This is a genomic window from Microbacterium lemovicicum (genome assembly GCF_003991875.1).
In the GTDB taxonomy this organism is placed as follows: domain Bacteria; phylum Actinomycetota; class Actinomycetes; order Actinomycetales; family Microbacteriaceae; genus Microbacterium; species Microbacterium lemovicicum.
Window position 1 is genome coordinate 1919575 of the sequence record NZ_CP031423.1, and the last position, 21460, is coordinate 1941034.

Sequence of the window (21460 nt, forward strand, 5' to 3'; positions counted from 1 at the left end):
CATGCCGGGGCTGTACCTGCTCGCGATCCTCCTGTCGTCCGCCGGCGTCGCCGCGCTCGACGCGAGGTTCCGCCTGGCGTGGCAGCCCGCCCCCGCACGCACGGCCGCTGCCGTCGGCATCGGCACCGCGTTCTTCCTGGCGTGGGACGCCGTCGGCATCGCCACCGGCGTCTTCGTCAAGGGCGACAGCCCTCTGCTGCTCGGCATCGACCTCGCACCGCACCTGCCGCTGGAGGAGCCGGTGTTCCTCGCGTTCCTCTGCTACCTCGGTCTGGTGGTGTGGGGTGCCGCGCGGCGTCGCCTGGCGCGACGCCGGCCCGAGCCGGCCGCCGACGGCGTCGCTCGCCGGGATGCGGAGGCGCCGTGACGTACGCGCTCATCGTGCTGCCGTTCGTGCTCCTCACCGCGGTCGTGGTGCTCTGCACCGTGCGGAAGCCCGGCTTCGGACGACGGATGGCCGCCTCGGCCCTCACGGCCGTCGCGCTCTGCGCGCTGACGGCCGTGTTCGACAACCTGATGATCGCCGCCGGACTGTTCACCTATCCGCCGGAGCACCTGAGCGGCCTGCGGATCGGGCTCGCGCCGCTCGAGGACTTCTCCTACCCGCTGTGCGCCGCCTTCCTCGTACCCGCCGTCGCCACTCTGCTGCGCACCCGCCACGCGGGCGGCCGAGGTGGCGGCGCACGCGGCCGGAGCGCTCGTGCGCGAGGCGCGACGGCATGACCGGCCCGCGCACCTCGCCGCTCGGAGCCGCCACCGTGCTCCGGGAGCTCTTTCTGGCGTCCCGACCCATCAGCTGGATCAACACCGCGTACCCCTTCGCCGCGGCGTACCTGCTGACCACCCGCGACATCGACGCGACGCTCATCATCGGCACGATCTTCTTCCTCATCCCGTACAACCTCGCGATGTACGGGATCAACGACGTCTTCGACTACGAGTCGGACCTTCGCAATCCGCGGAAGGGCGGCGTGCACGGCGCGGTGCTCGACCGTCGGATGCACCCGATCACCCTGTGGGCGGCCGCGCTGTCGTGCCTGCCGTTCCTGGTCTACCTCGTCGTGGTGGGTCCGCCGTCGTCGTGGGCGGTGCTCGCGATCAGCATGTTCTTCGTCGTGTTCTACTCCGCTCCGCCGCTGCGCCTCAAGGAGCGGCCCTTCGCGGATTCGATGACCTCCAGCATCCACTTCTTCTCCCCCGCGGTATACGCGCTCGTGCTGGCCGGCGCGACGTGGACATGGTCGCTGGTCGCTCTGCTGGTCGGATTCGCGCTGTGGGGCGTCGCCTCGCACGCGTTCGGCGCCGTGCAGGACGTGGTCGCAGACCGCGCGGCCGACATCTCCTCGATCGCGACCGCGCGCGGCGCCCGGTGGACGGTGCGCTTCGCCCTCACCTGCTACGCCCTGGCGGGGGTCGCGATGCTGGCGACGCCCTGGCCCGGTCCGCTCGCGGGGCTCCTCGTGCTCCCCTACCTCGCCGCCGTCTGGCCCTACCGCTCCGTCAGCGACGCAGAGTCGGAGACGGTGACCCGCGGCTGGGACCGGTTCCTCTGGATCAACCAGATCGCGGGTGCCGGCGTGACCCTCCTGCTGATCTGGTACGCGTTCTTCACCTGAGCAGCCCGAGGCCGCCTGAGCGGCTCGCGGCCGCGTGGGCGGGCTGCGCGCCCGCCTGAGCGGGTGTATGGGCTCCCGCGCTTCCCCGGTCCGTCGACGAATGCACGGCGGATGGCGCGCCGGCCACCTCATGAACCACATCCGTCCTCGCCGGTCCCACCGGTCGCGTGAACCTCGCACCACCCCGCCGGACATGCCACGACCACACGCCGCACGAACGAGGAGAGGGTCGCGACCGTGGTCGCGACCCTCTCCTGCGGTGCTGCCGGCTACTGCTCGCCGAGCTCGATCAGCTTCTGGACAGCGGCGGTCAGGCGAGCGTCCGCCTCGCCGAAGGCGGCGAGGTCGTTGGCCTGCAGCGCGGCCTGCTTGGCCTGCACGGCGGACTGCGCCTCCTGCAGAGCAGCCTGGTACTCGTCGGCCGGCGGGGTCGTCGGCGCGGTGGACTCACCCGGCGACGGCGACGCCGAGGGGGTGGGTGCCGGCGTGCCTGTCGGACCGGGCGACGGCGTCACGCCGCCGTCACCGGCACTCGCGCCGGAGTCTCCGCCGAACAGCACGTCGAGCGCGTCGTTCAGCGTGTCCTCGAAGGCGACCTGGCTGCCGAAGGAGACCAGCACCTTCTGCAGGGTCGGGAGCTTGGTGGCTCCCGAGGACTGCACGAACACCGGCTGCACGTAGAGCAGGCCGCCACCGACCGGCAGCGTCAGCAGGTTGCCGTTGATGACGTCCGACTGGCCCTGTTTGAGGATGTTGATGAAGGCGGAGACGTTGGGATCGGCGTCGAAGGTGTTCTGCACCTGTCCGGGACCGGGCACCGGAGTGTCGGCGTTCACCACCAGCATCCGGAGCTTGCCGTAGTCCTCGCTCTTCACCCCCGCCTGGTCGCCCGCGTTGGAATCGACGCCGAGGTAGCCCATGAGCACGTTGCGTGCCGTGGCGCCGGAGGACGACGGGATGAACGACGTGAACATCGAGTACGTCGGCGCATCCTGGCCGGGCATCTGCATCGTCAGGTAGTACGGCGGCTGCAGGCGGTCGTTGTTCTGCGGGTCGTTCGGGGTCGCCCAGGCGTTGTCGCGCTGGTAGAACGACTGCGCGTCGTTGACGTGGTAGACGCCGAGCATCGTCCGCTGCACCTTGAACAGGTCGGTCGGGTAGCGCACGTGGCTCATCAGGTCGGCCGAGATGTCGGTCAGGGGCTTGATGGTCGACGGGTAGATCTTCTGCCAGGTCTGGAGCACCGGGTCCTGGTCGTCCCACGCGTAGAGGGTGACCTTGCCGTCGTAGGCGTCGACCGTGGCCTTGACCGAGTTGCGGATGTAGTTGATGTTGTCCAGCGCGAAGCGCGGGGCGGTGTTGTTCGAATCGGCGATCGCCTGCTGCAGGCTGACGTTCGACGAGTACGGGTACGAGTTGCTCGTGGTGTAGCCGTCGACGACCCACACGATACGGCCGTCCACGACGGTCGGGTAGGGGTCGCTGTCGAGCTCGAGGTAGGGAGCGACCTTCTGCACGCGCTCGCGCGGCGTGCGGTCGTACAGGATCTGAGACTCCTCGTTGACGTTGTCGGAGAACAGGATCTGCTCGGACTGGAACTTCAGCGCGTAGATCAGGCGGTTGAAGACGTTGCCGACGCTCGGTCCGCCGTCGCCGGAGAAGGTGGTCTTCGTCTCGGTCGCGCCGTCCTCGCCGTCGGGGTAGTCGAGCTCCACGGGAGCCGTGCCCTCGGGTGCACCGACGATCGAGTACGGCGGCGACTTCTCGCCGAAGTAGACGCGCGGCTCGAAGTTCTCCTCGTCGGAGAGGAAACCGGATGCCGGGATGCCGCGCTCGAGGAACACGGGGTTGCCGTCGGCGGTGCGCGCGTTGCCCTTCGCCGCGACGAGGCCGTAGCCGTGCGTGTAGATGAGGGTGTTGTTCTGCCACGACGGGGCGCCGAGCTGGTCGATGTCGAGCTCGCGGACCGCGCTGATCGTGTCCTGCGAGACGCCGTCGATCGTGTAGCGGTCGACGTCGAGGTCATCGGGGAACTGGTAGTACTGGCGGTACTGCTCGATCTGCCGCACGGTCGGGCTGATGATCGCCGGGTCCATGATGCGGATCTGCGCGGTCGTCTGCGCATCGGAGCGGAGCTGGCCCTGCTCGACGTCGGTCGCGGCGGCGAAGTCGCTCTTCTCGAGCCCGTCGAGGCCGTATGCCGTCTGCGTCATGTCGATGCCGCGCTGGTAGTACTCGCTCTCCAGCGCCAGCTGGTTCGGCCGCACCTGGAAGGTGTTGACGACCCAGGGATAGCCGGCGCCGAGCACGATCGCCGACACGACGAGCAGCGCGGTGGCGATGAGCGGGTAGCGCCAGCGGCCGATGACGGCGGTGACGAAGAACAGCACGGCCACCAGGATGGCGACGATCGCGAGGATCGTCTGGCCGGGGATGGTCGCGTGGACGCCGACGTAGCCGGGACCGGTGATGCGGTCGCCCGGCTCGACGAGCGTCTTGAAGCGGTCGAGCCAGAGGCTCGCGCCCTGCACGAGCAGGTAGAGACCGGCGACGATCGCGAGCTGGATGCGGGCGGCCTTCGAGATGCGCAGCTCGCGCTGGCCGACGCGCACCGACCCGTAGAGGTAGGAGACGACGGCCGTCACGAGCAGGCAGATCAGCAGCACCGCGGAGATGAAGCCGAGCGCCGCGCCGTAGAACGGCATGGCGAAGAGGTAGAAGCCGGTGTCGAGCCCGAACTCCGGGTCGGTGGTGGTCGTCGCGACGCCGTTGAACCAGAGCCAGGTGGTCTCCCACTGGGCCGATGCCGCGAAGCCCGCGAAGAAGCCGAAGAAGACGGGGATGCCGAACATCGCCAGTCTGCGGAGGGGTTCGACGACCTCCTGGTAGCGGTCCAGCTGCGAGCTCAGCCGCGCGTAGACCGGACGCAGCCGGTAGGCCAGCTGGATGGCGAGCCAGACGGGCACGGCCATGCCGATGAAGCCGATGAGGAACATCACCACCCGGGCTATCCACTGCGTGGTCAGCACCGACTGGAAGCCCAGCTGGGCGAACCACAGCCAGTCGGCGTAGAGGTTCGCGAAGACGAAGAAGGCCACGACCAGCGCGGCGATGATCGCGAGGGAGATCGCGATGATCCTTCGGGAACGATTCGGGGCGGCCGGGCGGGTGGCGGTCGACGATGTCACCGTCTCATCCTAGGTCGCCCATGTTGAGCGAACGCCGAGCGTCCGCCTCGCGAACTCACAGGTTCGGCGGCACCCTGCGGCGCCCCCGATCAGGAGCCGCAGGTGGGCAGCGCGTCGAGGTCGCCGCCGTCGCGGATGGCCTCGAGGACGGTCAGCGAGTCCTCGAGCTTCGAGACGGAGAAGACGCGGAGACCGTCGGGAACGTGGCCCACGACCTCGTCGCAGTTCTCGGCGGGGGCGAGGAACCACGTGGCCCCGGCGTCCTCGGCGCCGTACAGCTTCTGCCGGATGCCGCCGATCGGCCCCACGGTGCCGTCGGCGGTGATCGTGCCGGTGCCGGCGATCCGCTGACCGCCGGTCAGATCGTCGGGCGTGAGGGTGTCGATGATTCCGAGGGCGAACATCATGCCGGCGCTCGGGCCCCCGACGTTGTTCAGCTGGATGCTGACATCGATCGGGAAGTCGTAGTCGGCCATGAGGCTGACCCCCACCCGCCACACGTTCTGCCCCTGCTCCTCCACCTCCCGCGGCGTGACGGTGACGTTCTGTGTCGCGCCGTCCCGCTCGATCCCGAGCTGGATCGGCGCGTCCTCACCGGCGGTGACCACCTCGCGCAGGGCCGCGGCATCCGTCACCGGCTGACCGTCGGCCGTCTCGACGACGTCGCCCTGCTGGAGAATGCCCTGCGCGGCGGAGTCGTCCGTGAGGCCGACGACGGTCACCTTGGTGCCGACGTCGTAGCCGAGCTCGGTGAGGGCGGCCGCGGTGGCCTCCTTCTGCGAGTCGACCATCATCGTCGCGCTCTCCTGATTGCGCTCATCGGTGGTCTCGCCGGCGGGGAAGATGGAATCCAGCGGCACGACTGCGCGCGAGGGATCGAACCAGGCGGTCGCCAGCTCGAACCACGACGGCGTGCGCTCCCGGTTGCCCACCACCTGCACGGTGAGGAGGTCGAGCGATCCGTCGGTCGGGTAGGTCTCGGCGCCGTCGACGGAGATCAGCGGCACCTGCGATCCGTCGGCCGATGCCGCGGAGCCGAGGGTGTCGTAGACAGGACCGGGCTGCTGGATGACGTACGACGTCGGCAGGAACGTCAGGACCAGCAGCACGACGAGCGCCACGAGCAGCGCCCAGACTCCTGCGTGGGAGCGACGGCTGCGGCGCCTCCGCGGTGCAGGCGCGATCGTCACGTTCTCGTCGAACAGCGTCACGAGAGCCCTTTCCTCGACTGGTCGTTCGCGACCGGCGTACGTCGAGGGGGTCTCGGCCGGGGACTGCGATGATCCGTGCGACTAGCGTAGAACGCGAGTTCAGGACCCGGCTGAAAGGCGGCTGAAGTGGCGGACGATGATCGCAGCCCGGAGGAAGAGTTCCAGGAGCTGATGAGACAGCTCCTGGGTGGAGCAGGCGGAGCCGGCGGTGAGCTGGACGCCGAGACCCTGTCGCGGCTGTCGGGCATGCAGGTCGATCCGGCCATGATGCAGGCCATCATGCGCCAGATGCAGAGCGCCTTCTCGAGCACCGACGCGGAGGGCATCTCGTGGGACGCGGCGAAGACGCAGGCGCTGCACATCGCCAACCAGGACGGTCAGGCCATCTCGTCGGGCCAGCGTGCCGACCTCGATCAGGCGTTCACGCTCGCCACCCTGTGGCTGAGCGAGGCGACCGCGATCTCCGACCTCTCGGCTCCTCCCCGCACGATCACGCGCGGCGCGTGGGTCGAGCAGACCCTGCCGATCTGGCAGGAGCTGGCGGAGCCCGTCGCGACGAGCATCGCCGACGCTCTCACGGCGACCCTCAGCGAGCAGGCGCCCGACGAGATGCAGGGCCTCATCCAGGGTGCCGGGCGGCTCATGCGCACCATCGGCGGTTCTCTGTTCGCCACGCAGCTCGGTCAGGTCATCGGGCGGCTGTCGACGGAGGTCGTCAGCGGCGGCGACGTGGGCATCCCGGTGATGCCGGCCGGCGAGGCGGCGATCCTCCCCCAGAACTTCGCGGACTTCGGCCGCGACCTCGGCATCCCCGACGATCAGCTCGCGCTGTACGTCGCGACGCGCGAGCTCGCGCACGCGCGCCTGTTCCGCCACGCGAAGTGGCTGCGCCTGCAGGTCATGTCGCAGGTCGGCGACTTCGCCCGCGGCATCCACATCGACACCGGCGCCCTCGAAGACCTCGCATCGCGCTTCGACCCGTCCCAGCCGGAGGAGCTTCGGCAGGCGCTCGAGAGCGGCGCGCTCATCCCCGCGAAGTCGGAGGCGCAGGAGCTCGCCCTCGCGCGCCTCGAGCACCTGCTGGCCACGATCGAAGGATGGGTGGACGTGGTGACGGATGCTGCGACCTCGCGCCTCCCGACATCCGGCGCCATCGGCGAGGCCGTCCGTCGCCGCCGTGCGGTGGGCGGGCCGGCCGAGCAGGCACTCGGCTCGCTCGTCGGCCTCGAGCTGCGTCCCCGCCGTATGCGGGAGGCGGCCGCCATGTGGCGCGCGGTGACCGACGCCGTCGGCATCGCCGCCCGCGACGCCCTCTGGGACTACCCCGACCTCATGCCGGAGCCCGGCGACATCGACGATCCCGCCGGCCTCATCGCACGACTGCAGGCGCGGGCACGGGGCGAGCAGCCGGCGCCCGACGAGTTCGACGACGCGCTGGCGCGCCTGCTGGCCGGCGAGGAGCCGCAGGACCCCGCGGTCGCCGAGGGCGGTGGCGACGATCTCGATGCCGAGCTCGAGGACCTCGACGACGACCTTCGTCGCGATGACGACGGTCCGGAGGATCCCCGCCCGGTCTGAGCGCCCGATCGACCGGCCGGGCAGCCTCTCCGTCCGACGTGCCCGTTCCTCCCCAATGCCTGTGCCGCGACCGCGATCGCGCGAGCTGTGGAGGACGGCCGCGCGGGGGCCGTCGCCTCCCCCATGATCGGGGGATGCTGCGACTCGACCCCGCGCACCCGCCGCTCTGGCGGAGCGCCACCTCCCTGCAGTTCGGCCTCGACGCGGTCGCTCGGCTGGACGCACCGGAGCCCTGGCAGGAGCGACTGATCCGGCAGCTCGAGCGGGGCCTGCCGGAGCCGGCCTTCGACGGCACGGTCGTCGGGCTCGGCGGCACCGTCCCCGAGGCCCGCGACCTGCTCCGGATGCTGGCGCCCGCCCTCTCCCCCGATGCGCGGCCGCTGCGGCCCCGGGCCGTCCTCGACGTGCCCGACGACGCTGACGCCTTCGACGCGGCGACGGTCCGGGCGTTCACAGCGGCGATGCGCGCCGCGGGACGGATGCCCCTCCCGGCATCCTCGAACGACCGGACGCCCGTCATCCTCCTCGCGTGTCACGCGGTGGACCCCCGACGGGTCGTGCCGCTGATGAGCCGCGACGTCCCCCACCTGCCGGTCGTCTTCACGGCCGACCGGGTGGAGGTCGGGCCTCTCGTCGTCCCCGGTCGATCCGCCTGCCTCACGTGCGTGCAGCTCCACGAGCGCGACCGCGACGCCGACTGGCCGCACCTCTTCGCTCAGCTGCTGGATCGCCGCGCCATCCCGGCGAGCGAAGACCTCGCGCTGGAGGCCGGCCTGCTCGCCGCCGGACTTCTCGGCGCGGCATCCGGCGGCGCCGGACAGGCCGGCGCCGACCTGTTCAGCGCGAGCGCGGAGCCGACGATGCCGTCGGGGCGTTCCGTGCGGGTGCGCGCCGGCTCGCTGCGCCGCCGCTGGCACGTCCATCGGCCGCACGCAGAGTGCCGCTGCCGATCTCTCGCAGGAAGCGCGACGGCGTCCGCTCCCGATGTCCGATCGATCGCGACCATGACAGCGAGAGCGAGCGCCCGGCGCGCGTGATGCCGACGTAGGCCAGCCGGCGCTCCTCGTCGACCTGCTCGAACGTCGTGGCGTAGGAGATCGGGAGGAAGCCCTCGCTCAGTCCGAGCAGGTGCACGTGGTCCCATTCGAGACCCTTGGCGGCGTGCAGGGTGGCGAGCGTGACGGTGCGCAGCGCAGGCTCGTGCTGCGACTTCGCCCGCGCGATCAGGTCGTCGGTGAAGGCGCGCAGACCGGTGCCGGGTACGGCCTCCTCGGCGAGGCGGAGGATCGCCGCGCGCGCCTCCCACGCGTCGCGCAGGGCACCGCCGGCCGGCGGCGGCTCGTCCGTCATGCCGAGCGAGCGGAGCACATCGCGCACGCTGTCGACGAGTCCGTGCTCCTGTGTTGCGACCGAGGCGCCGCGGAGAGCCATGAGCGCCTGCCGCACCTCGGGCACCTCGAAGAAGCGACGGCCGCCGAGCACCGTCGCCGCGATGCCCCGCTCGGCCAGCGCGCGCAGGAGCTCCGGCGACTGGGCGTGGGCGCGATACAGCACCGCGATGCTGCGCGGATCGGCACCCGCGGAGATCCGCGCGGCGATCGCGTCGGCGACGCCCGCCGCTTCGGCGGCGTCGTCCGGGTAGGCGGTCACGGTCGGCAGGGGCGGCTCACCGGCGGCGGTCGCGGTTTCGGGCCGGGCGGCCGGCGGGCGGTTCGGGGCCGGCTGCAGCTCCAGTGCCCCGGGTCGATCCCGCATCAGCTCGTTGGCGACGGCGAGCACCGCGCCATCCGATCGGTAGTTGGTCTCGAGGCGCACGACCGTGGCATCGGGATGACGGGCCGGGAACTCGAGCAGGAAGCGGGCATCGGCACCGGCGAAGGAGTAGATCGTCTGGCTCGCGTCACCGACCACGCAGAGGTCGCGCCGCTCGCCGACCCAGAGCTGCAGGAGGCGGTGCTGCAGGGGCGAGACGTCCTGGAACTCGTCGACCGTGAAGTGCCGGTACTGCTCGCGCACCGCCTGGGCGACCCGCGGCTCCGCCTCGAGCATGCCGGCGCAGGCGAGCAGCACGTCCTCGAAGTCCAGCTGCCGCCGCTCGTCCTTGAGCTTCTCGTAGGCACGCTGCAGATCGGCCACCCGCGAGACGTCGTAGCGGCCCACACCGCCCGGACGGGCCGCCGCCCAGGCGTCGATACTGCGCAGCGTCACCTTCCGCCACTCGATCTCGCTCGCGATGTCGCGGAGCGTGGCCTTGTCGGCGTCGATGCCGACGCCGTCGGCGGCATGGGCGAGCAGGCGCACCTTGTTGTCGACGATCGCCGGCGCGCTGTCACCGGCGAGCGTCGGCCAGAAGAAGTTCAGCTGGGCGAGCGCGGCGGCGTGGAAGGTGCGGGCCGAGACGCCCTCCACCCCCAGCGCGCGAAGACGGCCGCGCATCTCCCCTGCCGCCTTCGCGGTGAACGTCACGGCCATGACGCGCCCGGGCGAGTACGCGCCGGTGTCGACGCCGTGCGCGATGCGGTGCGTGATGACGCGCGTCTTGCCGGTGCCGGCGCCGGCCAGCACGAGCACCGGACCGCGCAGGGTGGCGGCGGCTTCGCGCTGCCGCTCGTCGAGTCCGTCGAGGGCGTCGCCGATCATCCGGCCGCCGTGTGCCAGTCCGCGATCAGTCGTCGCGCGATGGAGGCGGGCCCGGGCAGCAGCACGCCGCCCTCCCCGGCCAGACCGGCGCCGATCTCGTCGCGAGTGAACCAGCGGACGGCGACGATCTCTTCGCCGTCCGGACGGGCGGCGTCCTCGTCGGCCGCCGTCGCGTGGAAGCCGAGCATGAGCGACCGCGGGTAGGGCCAGGCCTGCGACCCGCGGTAGCGCACGTCCACCAGCTCGACGCCCGCCTCCTCGAAGACCTCGCGCGCGACGGTGGACTCCAGCGACTCCCCCGCCTCGGCGAAACCCGCGAAGCACGAGAAGCGCTCACCGCCCCACATCGCGTTGGCGCCGAGCAGAAGACGATCGGGATGCTGCGACCCGCCGACGGCGACGATGACCGCGGGATCGGTGCGGGGGAAGTGCTCGCGTCCGCAGTGCGGGCACTTCCGCGACCATCCGGCGTTGCGCAGCTCGGTACGGGTGCCGCAGAACGGGCAGAAGGCGGCATCCAGCAGCCAGCGGCCGAGGCTCAGCGCCTCCACGAAGAGGCCGGAGTCCGTTCCGTCGAGGTCGCCGCCGACGGCGCGCAGGGCACCCCAGCCTGCGGGCGCCGTGAGAGGCGGCGCCTGCTCGGGCACGGACGGGAACACGGCGGCGAGGACGCCCGCGCGGGCGGCGTCGCGTCCCAGGAACGCCCACTCCGCACCGGCCGGCACCTCCTCCGCGGGAACGAGGTGCAGTCCTCCGCCGTCGCGGAGCGGCGCCGCATCGCCCTGGAGGACCAGTACGCGCGTGCCGGTTTCGGCGCGCAGCGTCTCGACGAGACCTTCGGTGCGACGCTCGTCGGCGGACCGGTCGATGCCGGCGGCGGCGGGGAACGGCTCGAAGGATCGGGGACCCGGCATCGTGGACCTTCCAGAACGGGTCGACACGGTCGACAAGACGGGCGTGGCGCCGTGGCGCTGGAGCGGACCCGACCTACCCTGGGCACATGGCACGCTCACCTCTCACTTTAGCCGCGTCCGTGACCTCGGCTCTGCCCCGTGCGGGGGTGGTCGGGGTGGCCATCCTGACCGAGAGGGCGGCCGGTCGCTACGACACGGCCGTGGCCGACCTCGACGACGGACGCCGCGTCGTGGTGCGCGCGCCCGCCGACGCCGAGGGCGTCGCGGAGCTCACCGCCGAGGCCCGTGCGCTGCGCGCGCTGACCCCGGGCGTGCGCGGCCTGCTCCCCTTCCGCGCCCCTGAGCTCCTCGGCGAGACCGGCATCGGCGACACGCCCGCGGTCGTCGTCGACTTCCTCCCCGGCTACCGGGTCGACGCCGCGCACCTCCCCCCGGGGCGTGGGGCGGCCACCTCCATCGGCGAGGCGCTCGCGGCCCTCCACGCCCTCCCCCTCTCGATCGTCCGCACGGAGGGGCTGCCCGTGCGCACGCCCGCACAGGTGCGCGATGACGTGTCCCGTCTCCTCGACCGCGCCGAGTCGACGCACCGCCTGCCCGTGCCGCTCATCGTGCGCTGGCGTCGCGCGGTGGCCGCCGAGACGCTCTGGCGCTTCGAGTCCGCCGTCGTGCTGGGTGGTGCCGGCGCGGCATCCTTCCTCTTCGAGGACGCCGAGAGCGGCGCACCCACCGTGACGGGCGTGCTCGACTGGCACGGACTCTCGGTCGGCGACCCCGCGACCGACCTGCAGTGGCTCGCCTCCGCGCCGACCGCCGCCGAGGACGTGTACGCCGCATACGCGGCGCGCAGCTCGCGCGCCCCCGACGCGCTCGTCCGTGAGCGGGCACGGCTGTATGCCGAGCTCGAGTTCGCGAAGTGGCTCGTGCACGGCTTCGACTCCGGCCGCGACGACGTGGTCGACGACGCGGTGGGCCTCCTCGAGTCGCTGGCGAAGGGCGTGGCGGGCGAAGATCTGGTCTCCGACGACGAGCTGGATGTCGATGACGCGATCGCGCTCCTCGGCCGCACGCCCGATGCCGCTCCGGCGACCGACATCGACACCTCGATGCAGACCGACGCCTACGACCCCGCGATGCTCTCGCTGTTCCTCGCCGATGACGAGGAGACCGCCGGCCGGGACGACAGCCGCACGGGCGATGTCCGCGGCACGGCACCGGACGTCGTCCCGTCGACGCCCGCCCCCGCCTCTTCGCGCCGCGAAGCGCCGGTCGCCCTGGCGAGCCCGCCCCGGAAGAGCGCGACGGATGCTGCGGGCCCCGCCCCCGCCGATGACCTGGCCACCGCTCCCATCGACATCTCGGCGCTCGTGCGGCCGGCCGACGACGACCCCGAGGCCGACGCGGGTCGCTCCGCGGAGGCCGCCCTGCGGCACTGGACCGACCAGGCGGAGCGCGGCGAGGGCGGCACGCGCGACGCACGCTGAACGCGGCTGTCTGAGACGATCGATCGTGTGATCGACCTCGACGACGTGTCCGTGTCCGCGGGCGAGGTGAGGCTGCTCGCACCGATCTCCGCCTCCGTGGACGCGGGTGGCGCCCTGATCGTGCGCGGGCGGAACGGTGCCGGGAAGTCGACCCTCCTCCGCGTCATCGCCGGCGTCCGCGCGCCGACGAGCGGGGCGGTCCGCATCGGCGGCGACATCGTGACGGAGCGCGATCGCCGCATGCGCCGGCGGGTGGCCGTCATGATCGGCCTCCCGCCCGCCGCCCCCGATCTCACCGTCGCCGACCACGTCCTCCTCGTGGCGACCACATGGGAGGAGGACGCGGCCGCGGCGGCCGCGCTCGCATCCGGCGTGCTCAGCGAGCTGGGCCTCACATCTCTCGCGGAGCGCTATCCGCACGAGCTGTCCTCCGGGCAGATGCAGCTGTTCGGCCTCGCGCTCGTGCTGGCCCGTCCGTTCGAGGTGCTCGTCATCGACGAGCCGGAGCAGCGGCTCGATCCGGAGCACGTCGACGTGGTGATCAGGGTTCTTCGCGCGAGACGAGACCGCGGCGCGACCCTCGTCGTCGCGACCCACGACCCGCGACTGGCGGCCGGGCTCGCCGGTCGCACCCTCTGGCTGGACGCGGCGGCATGAGCGTCCGTCTGTCCGCACCCGCCCGCATCTGGCGGTCGCGGCACGCGCGGACGCGGGGCGACCAGGCCTACCTCGCCTATCTGACCCTCATGGTGACCCTGGTCACGGTGGTCCCGCTGGGGCGCGCCGTCTCGCTCGCCGCGAGCAGCCCGCAGGGCGTCGCCCTCCTCACCGCGCCGGACGCGTCGAGCGCGGTGGCGGCGGTGGTCGCGAGCCTGTGGGCCTCTTTCCTGCTGCTGGGGCGGGTTCGAGGTCCCGCGCTCCGGCCGCCGTTCCAGACCCATGCGCTGGCCTCGAGCGATCTCCTGCGCTTTACCTCGTTCCGCGGGCCGTTCCTGCGGTCGGCCGCGCTGGTGGTCGCGTCCACCGCCGCGGTCGGCGTCCTCATCGGCACGAGTCTCATCACGGTCGGCCGCAGCGCACCCGGCGACGCCCTGCTCTTCGTCCTCGCCTGCGTCTGCGTCGGCATCGTCTCCGCCGTCGCGTGGCTGGCCGGGCAGGCGATGCCGCGCTCCTCCGCCCTCCTCGCCCCACTCGTGGTCGGTCTCGGCGCGATCACCGCCGCCGTTCCGGCGTGGCGGTTCGTCACGCCCTGGGGATGGGCCGGTCTCGCCTACCCGCTCGCCGCGTCGACGGGAGCGCTGGTGCCGCTCCTGGCCGTGACCGCAGCCGCCGTCAGCCTCGTCCCGGCTCTGATGAGCCGCCTCTCCCTTCCGCGGCTGATCGCACAGGCGATCCGCTGGGAGGCGGCGACCTCGCACGCGACCGGCATGGAACTCGCGACGGCCACCAGCGTCTACCAGCCGGTGCCGACCCTCGGTCGTCGCCTTCGAGTCGTGCGGCCCGGGCTGCCGAGACCGCTGCTTTTCCTCGTCCGCGACGCGCTCGGTGCCGCTCGGACGCCCGTCAGGCTCGTGGCGGCCGCACTCGCGATGGCGACGGCCGCGGCGCTCTTCACCCTGTCACTGGTCGGGGAGTCTCCCGGCTGGTTCCTCAGCAGCGCCGCGGGCGTGCTCCTGTTCGCCGGGCTCGGGCCGTTCACCGACGGCGTCCGGCACGCCGCTCGCGCGGCGTCCGACCTTCCACTCTACGGGATCGGGGACGAGCGGCTTCTCCTGCACCACACGCTCTTACCGGTGCTCGTCACGGTGATCATGGTCGTCGTCGCGGCCACGATCAGCGCGCTCCTTCTCGCCGCCGGCCTGCACGCGCTGCCCGCGATCGCCGGTTCCGTGATGCTCGGGATGCTCGCCATCGTGGCGCGCATCGCCACCGCGGTGAAGGGACCCCTGCCGTCCGCGCTGCTCACCCCGATCCCCACGCCGATGGGCGACCTGGGCGCCGCGGCGCGGCTCGTGTGGGCGACCGACGGGATCCTCCTCGCCGCCTGCGCGGGGGCCGCCGCCGCGGGGATGTCCGTGTCACCGCTTCCCGTCATCGCGGTCGGGGCCGCACTGGCCGGCCTCGCCGTCCACCGGTGGCGTCACCGGCTCTGACGACGCACGTCTGTCGGACGTGAGGGCCGCCTCGCTCAGCCGCGCAGCACGAGGTCGTGCGCGACGTAGTACAGCGCCACGTCGATCTCACGTTCGGGGATACCGTGCTTCTGCGCATACGCCAGCCGGTAGAGCTCGAGCTGCAGCATCCGTTCGTCCTTCTCGGCATCGGATGCCGGTGGCCGGCCCGTCTTCCAGTCGACGATCTCGATCCGGCCGCCGCGGTCGTCCCGACGGTAGACCGCGTCGAGCTTGCAGATGACGACGTGCGGCTCGCCGTCGAGGCCGGAGTGCGCGAAGTCGATCTCGGTCTCCACCTCGATCGGCTGGAGGATCGCCCACTCGGAGCCTTCGAAGTTCTCCTGGAGACGGGTCAGGTCAGCCGCATCCTCCGCGGCGGCCGCCGACGCCGACGTCTCCTCGTCGCTCTCCCACAGGCCGTCGTCGAGGGAGCCGCTCGTGCCGACGGAGCCGGAGCGCGCCTCCACCCAGGCATGGAAGAGCGTGCCGAGCCGCGTCTGGCGGAAGGGGCGCTCGGGCAGCGGCCGGGCCAGCTTCGCGACCGTTCCCTCGTAGTCGGTGACGAACTCCTTGTAGCGCGACGCCGGGATGCGCGTCGGTGCCGACCCTGTGGCGGGTGCCGCGCGTGCCGCCCGCTCGGCCAGGAGCAGCCGGACGTCGGCATCCGGCTCCGGGCGCTCCCGCTCCAAGGCCAGACGCACCTCGTCGGCCGCGCGCAGCACCCGGTCGCGCCGCTCGCCGAGCGGATCGATGGGCCACTCGAGCGTGCGCCGCTCTCCCAGGTAGGGATCATCTCCCGGGTCGTCGTCGGGGAGCTCGACCTCGAGGGCCTCGGCCATCTCGGCGAGGAACGCGCTGCGCTCCCGCGGCTTCTTGGTGCCCGACCAGCTCGCACCGCTGAGCAGCAGGTGATCGCGCGCGCGGGTGACGGCCACGTAGGCGAGACGCCGGTCCTCCTCGAGCTGACGGGCGCGGTTGGCCGCGACGAAGGTCTCGAGCGCGTCCTTGAGATCCTGCTGGGTCGGCGCGTCGTGGGCCTCCCACCGGAACGCGGGGAGCCACGCGCTGTCGCCGCGGAACGCATAGGGCAGCACCCCGAACCCCAGCCACGCCTTCGTGTCACGCGCGGCCGAGGGCAGCTCGTCCTTGACGAGCCGCACGACGGCCACGGCGTCCCACTCCAGGCCCTTCGAGCCGTGGATCGTCAGCAGCTGCACGACGTCGTCCTCGGGTGGTTCCGTACGCGGGGCGAACTCGTCGAGCTGCTCGGCGTGGTCGAGCCAGGCCAGGAGACTCGACAGCGAGCCGCTCTCGTCGGCGGCCAGGAAGCCGTGCAGCTCGTCGACGAAGGCGCGCAGCTGGGCTGACGCGATGCGCGCCGGCCCGCGGGCCTCGTTGGCGGCCAGCTCGATGTCGAGCCGCAGCTCGAGCTCGATGAGTCGCACGAGCTCGGGCACCGGCATGCCCGCGGCCTGCCGCAGACCCGCGAAGACGGATGCCGCGTCCCGCAGCCTCTCGCGGGCGCCCGGGGTGAACTCCTCCAGCCAGCCGTGGTCGCCGCGGTGCTGCAGCACGAAGTCGAGGGCGTCGACGAGCGACCCCTGGTCCTCCCCCGCTCCCGCCCTGACCTGCTCGGCCACCTCGGGGGTGAGCGGCTGCAGGGCGGCGTCGTGGCGGGCGATGCGGCGCGCGAGCTGAGCAAGCACCCGCAGGTCGGCCAGACCGATGCTCCAGCGAGGCCCGGCGAGGAGGCGGATGAGCGCGGAGCCCGCGGACGGGTCGACCATGACCCGCAGCGCCGAGACCACGTCGACCACCTCGGGCGTGGAGAGCAGCCCGCCGAGGCCGAGGATGCGGTGCGGGATGCCGCGCCGTCCCAGCGCGTCGCCGAAGCGCACCATGTGCTTCTTGTTGCGGAACAGCACGGCGCCCGACGTCGGTCGCCCCTCGGAAGCGCGGTCGTCGCGGACGCGGTGGAACCAGCAGGCCACACGATCGGCCTCGGCGTCGATGTCGGCCTCGAACACGACCTCGACATCTCCCCCAGGGGCGCCGGGACGCGACCGCAGCTCCTCCACCGGCACCGGCGCGGACGCCGCCAGCGGAGCGAGCACGGCATTCGCGGCGTCCAGCACGCGCGAGCTGTTGCGCCAGCTCGTGGCGAGGGCGAACCGCGCGCAGATCGCGCCCGGCGCGAAGGCGGCGGGGAAGCCGCCGAGGTTGCCGGCGCTCGCCCCCCGCCAGCCGTAGATGGCCTGGTGGGGGTCGCCGACCGCCATCACCCCGGTTCCGCCGAACAGCGTCGCGAGCAGGTCGGTCTGCACGACCGACGTGTCCTGGTACTCGTCCAGCAGCACCACGCGGTACCGGGCCCGCAGCTCGTCGACGACGGCCCGGTGCGAGCGGACGATGCGCATCGCGCCCGCGACCTGGTCGGAGAAGTCCAGGACGCCGAGGCGCTGCTTCTCTGCGGCGTACTGCCGAGCGAGGCCCGCCAGGAGCTGCAGGGCGGTGACGTTGTCGGCCGCCGTGGCGATGTCGGCGTAGACGACGGTCGCGCGCCGCGTCGAGGGTCGCTCGCGGACATCGGCGAAGGCCTCGGGGAACGCCTCGAGCTCGTCGAGGTCGACGAGGTTGTCGACGCTGTCGCGGGCGATGCGGAGCGCGCCGTCGATGATGGAGCGCAGGGCCTCCTGCCGCTCCTCGAGGCGGGGATCGTCGGAACCGAACACCACACGCCGCATGAGGAGCCAGGCAGCGGACTCCGAGAGGATCGCCGCCTCCGCGTCCCAGCCGATGCGCACCGCGTGCTCCCGCACGATCGCGTCGGCGAAGCTGTTGTAGGTCGAGACGGTCGGACGGTGCAGCAACGCGTCGTCGCCCGCGTCGACGGGCACCGCACCGGCTCGTTCGGCCAGCTCCGCCATCGCCGCAGCCCGCGCGGCGTCGGGCGCGCCCTCGCGCTCCAGCCGGCCGAAGACGTCGAGGAGCCCCTCCCGGTGGAGCGCGGGAAGGGCGGGGAGGAGACCGCGACGCTCGAACTCCGACAGGCGTGCCAGGCGCTTCTGGATGCGTTCGGCCAGCTCGCCCGCGGCCTTGCGGGTGAAGGTGAGGCCGAGCACCTCGTCGCGGCGAACGATGCCGTTCGCCACGAGCCACACCACCCGTGCCGCCATCGTCTCGGTCTTGCCGCTGCCCGCGCCGGCCACCACGAGTGCGGGAGCCAGCGGCGCCTCGATGACGGCGGTCTGCTCGAGGGTCGGCGGGAACTGCCCGAGCGCGGCGGCGATCACGGCCGCCGAGAGCGCCGGGGGCGCAGCATCCGCGTGCATCGAGGCATCCGCCGTGGAAGCGCCCGCCGACGCCGGCGCCGTCGGGTCCGCAGGCGCCGACGCCGCGGAAGCCACCGTCGCCACGTTCTCCCGCTCGCTCATGAGGCGCTCACCGCCGAGATGGTGTGGATGCGGCACAGGCCGTAGGAGTGGTCGTCGCGGCAGTGCTCCTCGAACGGCGCGCGGAAGCGGAGACCGCGCATGACGGTCACCGCGTCCTGCACGCGTCCGAGGAACGCGTCACGCCGCTCGGGGTCGAACGGCGGCTGATGCGGGATGACGTAGTCCTTCGACGCGGCGGTCGGCCGCAGCACGAGGAGCGCCGCACCCGCGGGCGGCAGTCCCGCCGCCTCGGGGATCGCGCCGGACTCGAATGCCAGCTGGTAGGCGGCGAGCTGCGGGTTGTCGGCCACCTTGGCGTCGGTCTGCGGCTCGCGCTTGCCGGTCTTGAGATCGAGGATGAGCACCGTGCCCTCGGGGGTGAGCTCGACACGGTCGATGTACCCCGACAGCACGACGCCGTGCTCATGATCCTCGGCGCCCTCGACGGCGATCGGGACCTCGAAGTGCGGCTCGGCGCCGATGAGCGTGCCGCCGGCATGCTCGAAGCGGCGCAGGTAGAGGTGCAGGCGACGCACGAGGTCGCGCGCCCGCGCCTGCTCGGCACGGTCGCGCCACGGCGCCTCGAAGGCCAGCTGTCCCCAGCGTGATTCGACCTCGCGCCACAGCGACTCCTCGTCCGAGCCGGCGGCGTGCTCGAGCGCCGCGTGGATGATGGTGCCGATGCCGGCGGTCGTGTTGCCCGGGTCGCCGCCGAGGTCGCCGATGACCCAGTTCAGCTCGCACTCCTCGAGGGCGTGGAGGCGCGACGGCGAGACCCGCACGTCTTCACGGTCGAGATCGCGCAGCGGCGCGGTGGAGGTGGGGCCGGCGACGCCGTACCAGTCGAGGGGATGCGCGCCCGGCACCGCGGCGTCGCTGAGCAGCGCGAGCTGCGACGCCGCGCGCTCCCGCACCCGCGCCGGCGACGACGGGTCGGTGAGGGCGCGACGGTGCCGTGCGACCGTGCCGCGCAGCGAGAGCGGGTGCTCCATGTCCCTGCCCGCGGACTCCGCCGTCGGCAGGAGCTCGAAGAACGGACTTGGCCCCGTGTCGTCGTCGTCCACGGCGGTGACGATCAGCTGCGCGCGGGCACGGGAGACGGCACGCGCCAGAAGCCGCAGCTCGTCGTGCATCGCCGCACGGCGGCGGTCGAGCACACCTGGGGCAGGTGCGTCGTCCCGCACCGCGGCATCCGCGAGCCGCCACGTCTCCAGCAGGCTGCCGCGCAGGCGGGTGTTGGGCCACACACCGTCCTGCACGCCGGCCACGACGACCGTGTCGAACTCGGTGCCCAGGGCGCCGGCGGGCGTCAGGATGCGCACGGACTGCTGCGGCGGCGGGGCCGACAGGCGATCCTCCGCCACGTCGGAGTCGAGCAGGCCGCGGACGAACACGCGCGGATCGGCGTCGGTGCCACGCTCCACGAACCGCTTGGCCGATTCGAAGAGCGCGACGACGGCGTCGAGGTCGCGGTGCGCCTGCTCGGCCAGCGGGCCGGAGCCGGCGGCGGCCTCGACGAGTGGCCGCTGCAGGCGGCACTCCTCCCACGCCGTCCAGAGGAGCTCGTGCGCCGTGGCGCCCTCGGCCGCCCGGCGGGCGACGAGCCCGAGAGCGCGCGCCATGCGGGCCGCGCGACGCGCCTCCCGCGTGTCGATGAGGTCGAACTCGAGCGGCTGCGCCATGGCCGAGGCCAGCAGCTCGCGCCCGGCGCGTTCCCCGTCGGCGGCGAGCTCGGCATGACGCAGAGCCGTCCGCAGACGGCGCACCTCGATCGGATCCATCCCGCCGCACGTGCCCAGCAGGGCGTCGGTGAGCTCGTCGGGCGTCCACGTCGCGGAGTCGCGCATGCCCAGCTCGAGGAGGCGCAGCAGATCGCGCGCCGGCCGGAGGGCGCCGAGCTCGCGCCCCGGCCCGCTGGCGCGCGCCGGCACCTCGCGCGCGGTGAGCTCGGCCTCGAGCGCGGACACCTGCCGCGTGTCGTGGGCGATCACGGCGCACTGCGACCACGGCACGCCGTCACGGACGTGGCGCTCCCGCAGCAGGCGCGCGATGACGTCGTACTCCTCCGAGGCCGAGCGGAGCGTCAGCGCCCGCACGGTGCCGTCGACGGGGGCGCCCGAGGGCGGTCGTCGGTGAGACACGAGGCCGACCGCGCCGATCCGCTGCGTCACCTCGCGGAGCAGGTCGGCCTGCGCGGTCGTGCCGCGGTGGCTGACGGGCAGCACGTGCACGGCACCGAGAGCGCGCGTCACACGGGCGAAGTTCTCCGGCGTCGCGCCGCGGAACGCCCCCGCCCCCACGTCGGGGTCGCCGAAGGCGATCACCGCGGCTCCGCGCGCGGCGCTGGCCTCGATGAGCTCGACGCCCCCGAGCGTGAGCTCCTGCGCGTCGTCGACGAGCACCACCCGCAGCCGGTCGAATGCGGCGACGACGGGCGAGCCGGCCGGCGCGTGGCGCAGGAGCCCGAGCGCCTCGCGCACGAGGCCCGCGGCGTCGCGGTGCGCGCCCCGCATGTCGGCTCGCACCTGGAGGTACTCCTCGGCGAACGACGCCAGCGACACCCACGCGGGCAGATCGAGCGACTCCCCCAGCGCGCGCAGCCGCGGCGGTTCGATGCCGAGCGTCGTGCACTCGGCCAGGAAGGCCCGCAGGTCGCCGCGGAATCCGCGCGTCGAGCGGATCGAGGCGCCGAGCCAGTCCGGCCACCGGCTCGTGCCCCCCGCCGCCTCGTCGTCGGCGTCGCCCGACAGGAGGTCCTGCAGGATCTGGTCCTCGTCGCCGCCGGTGAGCAGCTGCGGCGGCTCGTTGCCGGCGTTCACCTCCGCGCCGCGTACGAGCTGGAACGCGAACGACGCCACCGACCGCGCCAGCGCACCGGACGTCGCCCGCCCCACCGCGAGTGCCAGCCGGTCGCGCAGCGCCGTCGCGGTCTGCCGCGAGGGGGTCAGCACGAGCACCGCGTCGGGGTCGACACCCGATGCCACGAGCTCCGCCACGCGGGCGACCAGTGTGCGGGTCTTACCCGTGCCCGGAGCGCCGACCACGACCCCCGACGCCGAGGCCGGCAGCGTGATGACGGCGTGCTGCGCCTCGTCGTGGACGACTCCGGATGCCGCGGCCACCGGCATCCGGACGTCTGCCTCGTGACGCCCGGCGACGCTCTCCCCCATGCCCGCAACGCTATCCGCACCCGGCGACACCGCCGTTCGCCGAGAGCGTGCGCG

Annotated in this window: 13 protein-coding genes; 7 read left to right on the top strand and 6 right to left on the bottom strand. The window is 72.8% G+C overall.

The annotated features are described in order from the left end of the window. Position 1 precedes the first annotated feature (1 nt). Genes CVS47_RS09045 through CVS47_RS09055 form a run of 3 tightly spaced genes read left to right on the top strand, consistent with a single transcriptional unit; the run spans position 2 to position 1616 of the window. Complete coding sequence (locus CVS47_RS09045) at positions 2–367, top strand: lycopene cyclase domain-containing protein (RefSeq protein ID WP_127095787.1); 366 nt, start codon at positions 2–4, stop codon at positions 365–367. Further along, the gene (locus CVS47_RS09050; protein ID WP_127095788.1) at positions 364–723 is read left to right on the top strand and encodes a lycopene cyclase domain-containing protein; all 360 of its coding nucleotides are present in this window, start codon (positions 364–366) and stop codon (positions 721–723) included. The genes CVS47_RS09045 and CVS47_RS09050 overlap by 4 nt, the downstream gene beginning before the upstream one ends. After that, positions 720–1616: a prenyltransferase gene (locus CVS47_RS09055; RefSeq protein WP_127095789.1), complete on the top strand. Its 897-nt coding sequence runs from the start codon at positions 720–722 to the stop codon at positions 1614–1616. Before CVS47_RS09050 ends, CVS47_RS09055 begins: the two co-directional genes overlap by 4 nt. A 269-nt stretch (positions 1617–1885) precedes the next feature. Here CVS47_RS09055 and CVS47_RS09060 read toward each other — a convergent pair whose 3' ends face one another. Together CVS47_RS09060 and CVS47_RS09065 are read right to left on the bottom strand one after the other, a co-directional pair. Further along, positions 1886–4804, bottom strand: coding sequence for a UPF0182 family membrane protein (locus CVS47_RS09060; RefSeq protein ID WP_127095790.1), 2919 nt, complete (start codon positions 4802–4804; stop codon positions 1886–1888). A gap of 89 nt (positions 4805–4893) precedes the next feature. Beyond that, positions 4894–6015, bottom strand: a complete 1122-nt coding sequence (locus CVS47_RS09065) for a YlbL family protein (protein WP_127095791.1) — start codon at positions 6013–6015, stop codon at positions 4894–4896. Positions 6016–6141: 126 nt separating this feature from the next. Between CVS47_RS09065 and CVS47_RS09070 the strand changes: the two genes are divergently transcribed. Beyond that, positions 6142–7593, top strand: coding sequence for a zinc-dependent metalloprotease (locus CVS47_RS09070; protein ID WP_241240087.1), 1452 nt, complete (start codon positions 6142–6144; stop codon positions 7591–7593). An 837-nt stretch (positions 7594–8430) separates the two neighbouring features. On the opposite strand, the gene CVS47_RS09075 is transcribed toward CVS47_RS09070, so the two are convergent. Together CVS47_RS09075 and nudC are read right to left on the bottom strand one after the other, a co-directional pair. Continuing rightward, a complete protein-coding gene (locus CVS47_RS09075; protein ID WP_127095792.1) occupies positions 8431–10233 on the bottom strand; it encodes an ATP-dependent helicase in 1803 nt (600 codons plus the stop codon). Next, entirely contained in the window at positions 10230–11147 is a 918-nt protein-coding gene (gene nudC / locus CVS47_RS09080) for an NAD(+) diphosphatase (protein WP_127095793.1), read from the bottom strand. The genes CVS47_RS09075 and nudC overlap by 4 nt, the downstream gene beginning before the upstream one ends. A gap of 86 nt (positions 11148–11233) precedes the next feature. Between nudC and CVS47_RS09085 the strand changes: the two genes are divergently transcribed. Genes CVS47_RS09085 through CVS47_RS09095 form a run of 3 tightly spaced genes read left to right on the top strand, consistent with a single transcriptional unit; the run spans position 11234 to position 14781 of the window. Further along, a complete protein-coding gene (locus CVS47_RS09085; RefSeq protein WP_127095794.1) occupies positions 11234–12628 on the top strand; it encodes a phosphotransferase in 1395 nt (464 codons plus the stop codon). A 27-nt stretch (positions 12629–12655) separates the two neighbouring features. Then, a complete protein-coding gene (locus CVS47_RS09090; protein WP_127095795.1) occupies positions 12656–13285 on the top strand; it encodes an ABC transporter ATP-binding protein in 630 nt (209 codons plus the stop codon). Further along, positions 13282–14781, top strand: coding sequence for a hypothetical protein (locus tag CVS47_RS09095; RefSeq protein ID WP_127095796.1), 1500 nt, complete (start codon positions 13282–13284; stop codon positions 14779–14781). Before CVS47_RS09090 ends, CVS47_RS09095 begins: the two co-directional genes overlap by 4 nt. 35 nt (positions 14782–14816) lie before the next feature. Here CVS47_RS09095 and CVS47_RS09100 read toward each other — a convergent pair whose 3' ends face one another. Both CVS47_RS09100 and CVS47_RS09105 read right to left on the bottom strand, forming a co-directional pair. Further along, entirely contained in the window at positions 14817–18134 is a 3318-nt protein-coding gene (locus tag CVS47_RS09100) for an ATP-dependent DNA helicase (protein WP_127097278.1), read from the bottom strand. 98 nt (positions 18135–18232) lie between these two features. Then, on the bottom strand, positions 18233–21406 hold the full coding sequence (locus CVS47_RS09105; protein ID WP_241240088.1) for an ATP-dependent helicase: 3174 nt from the start codon (positions 21404–21406) through the stop codon (positions 18233–18235). Between the last annotated feature and the right edge of the window lie 54 nt (positions 21407–21460).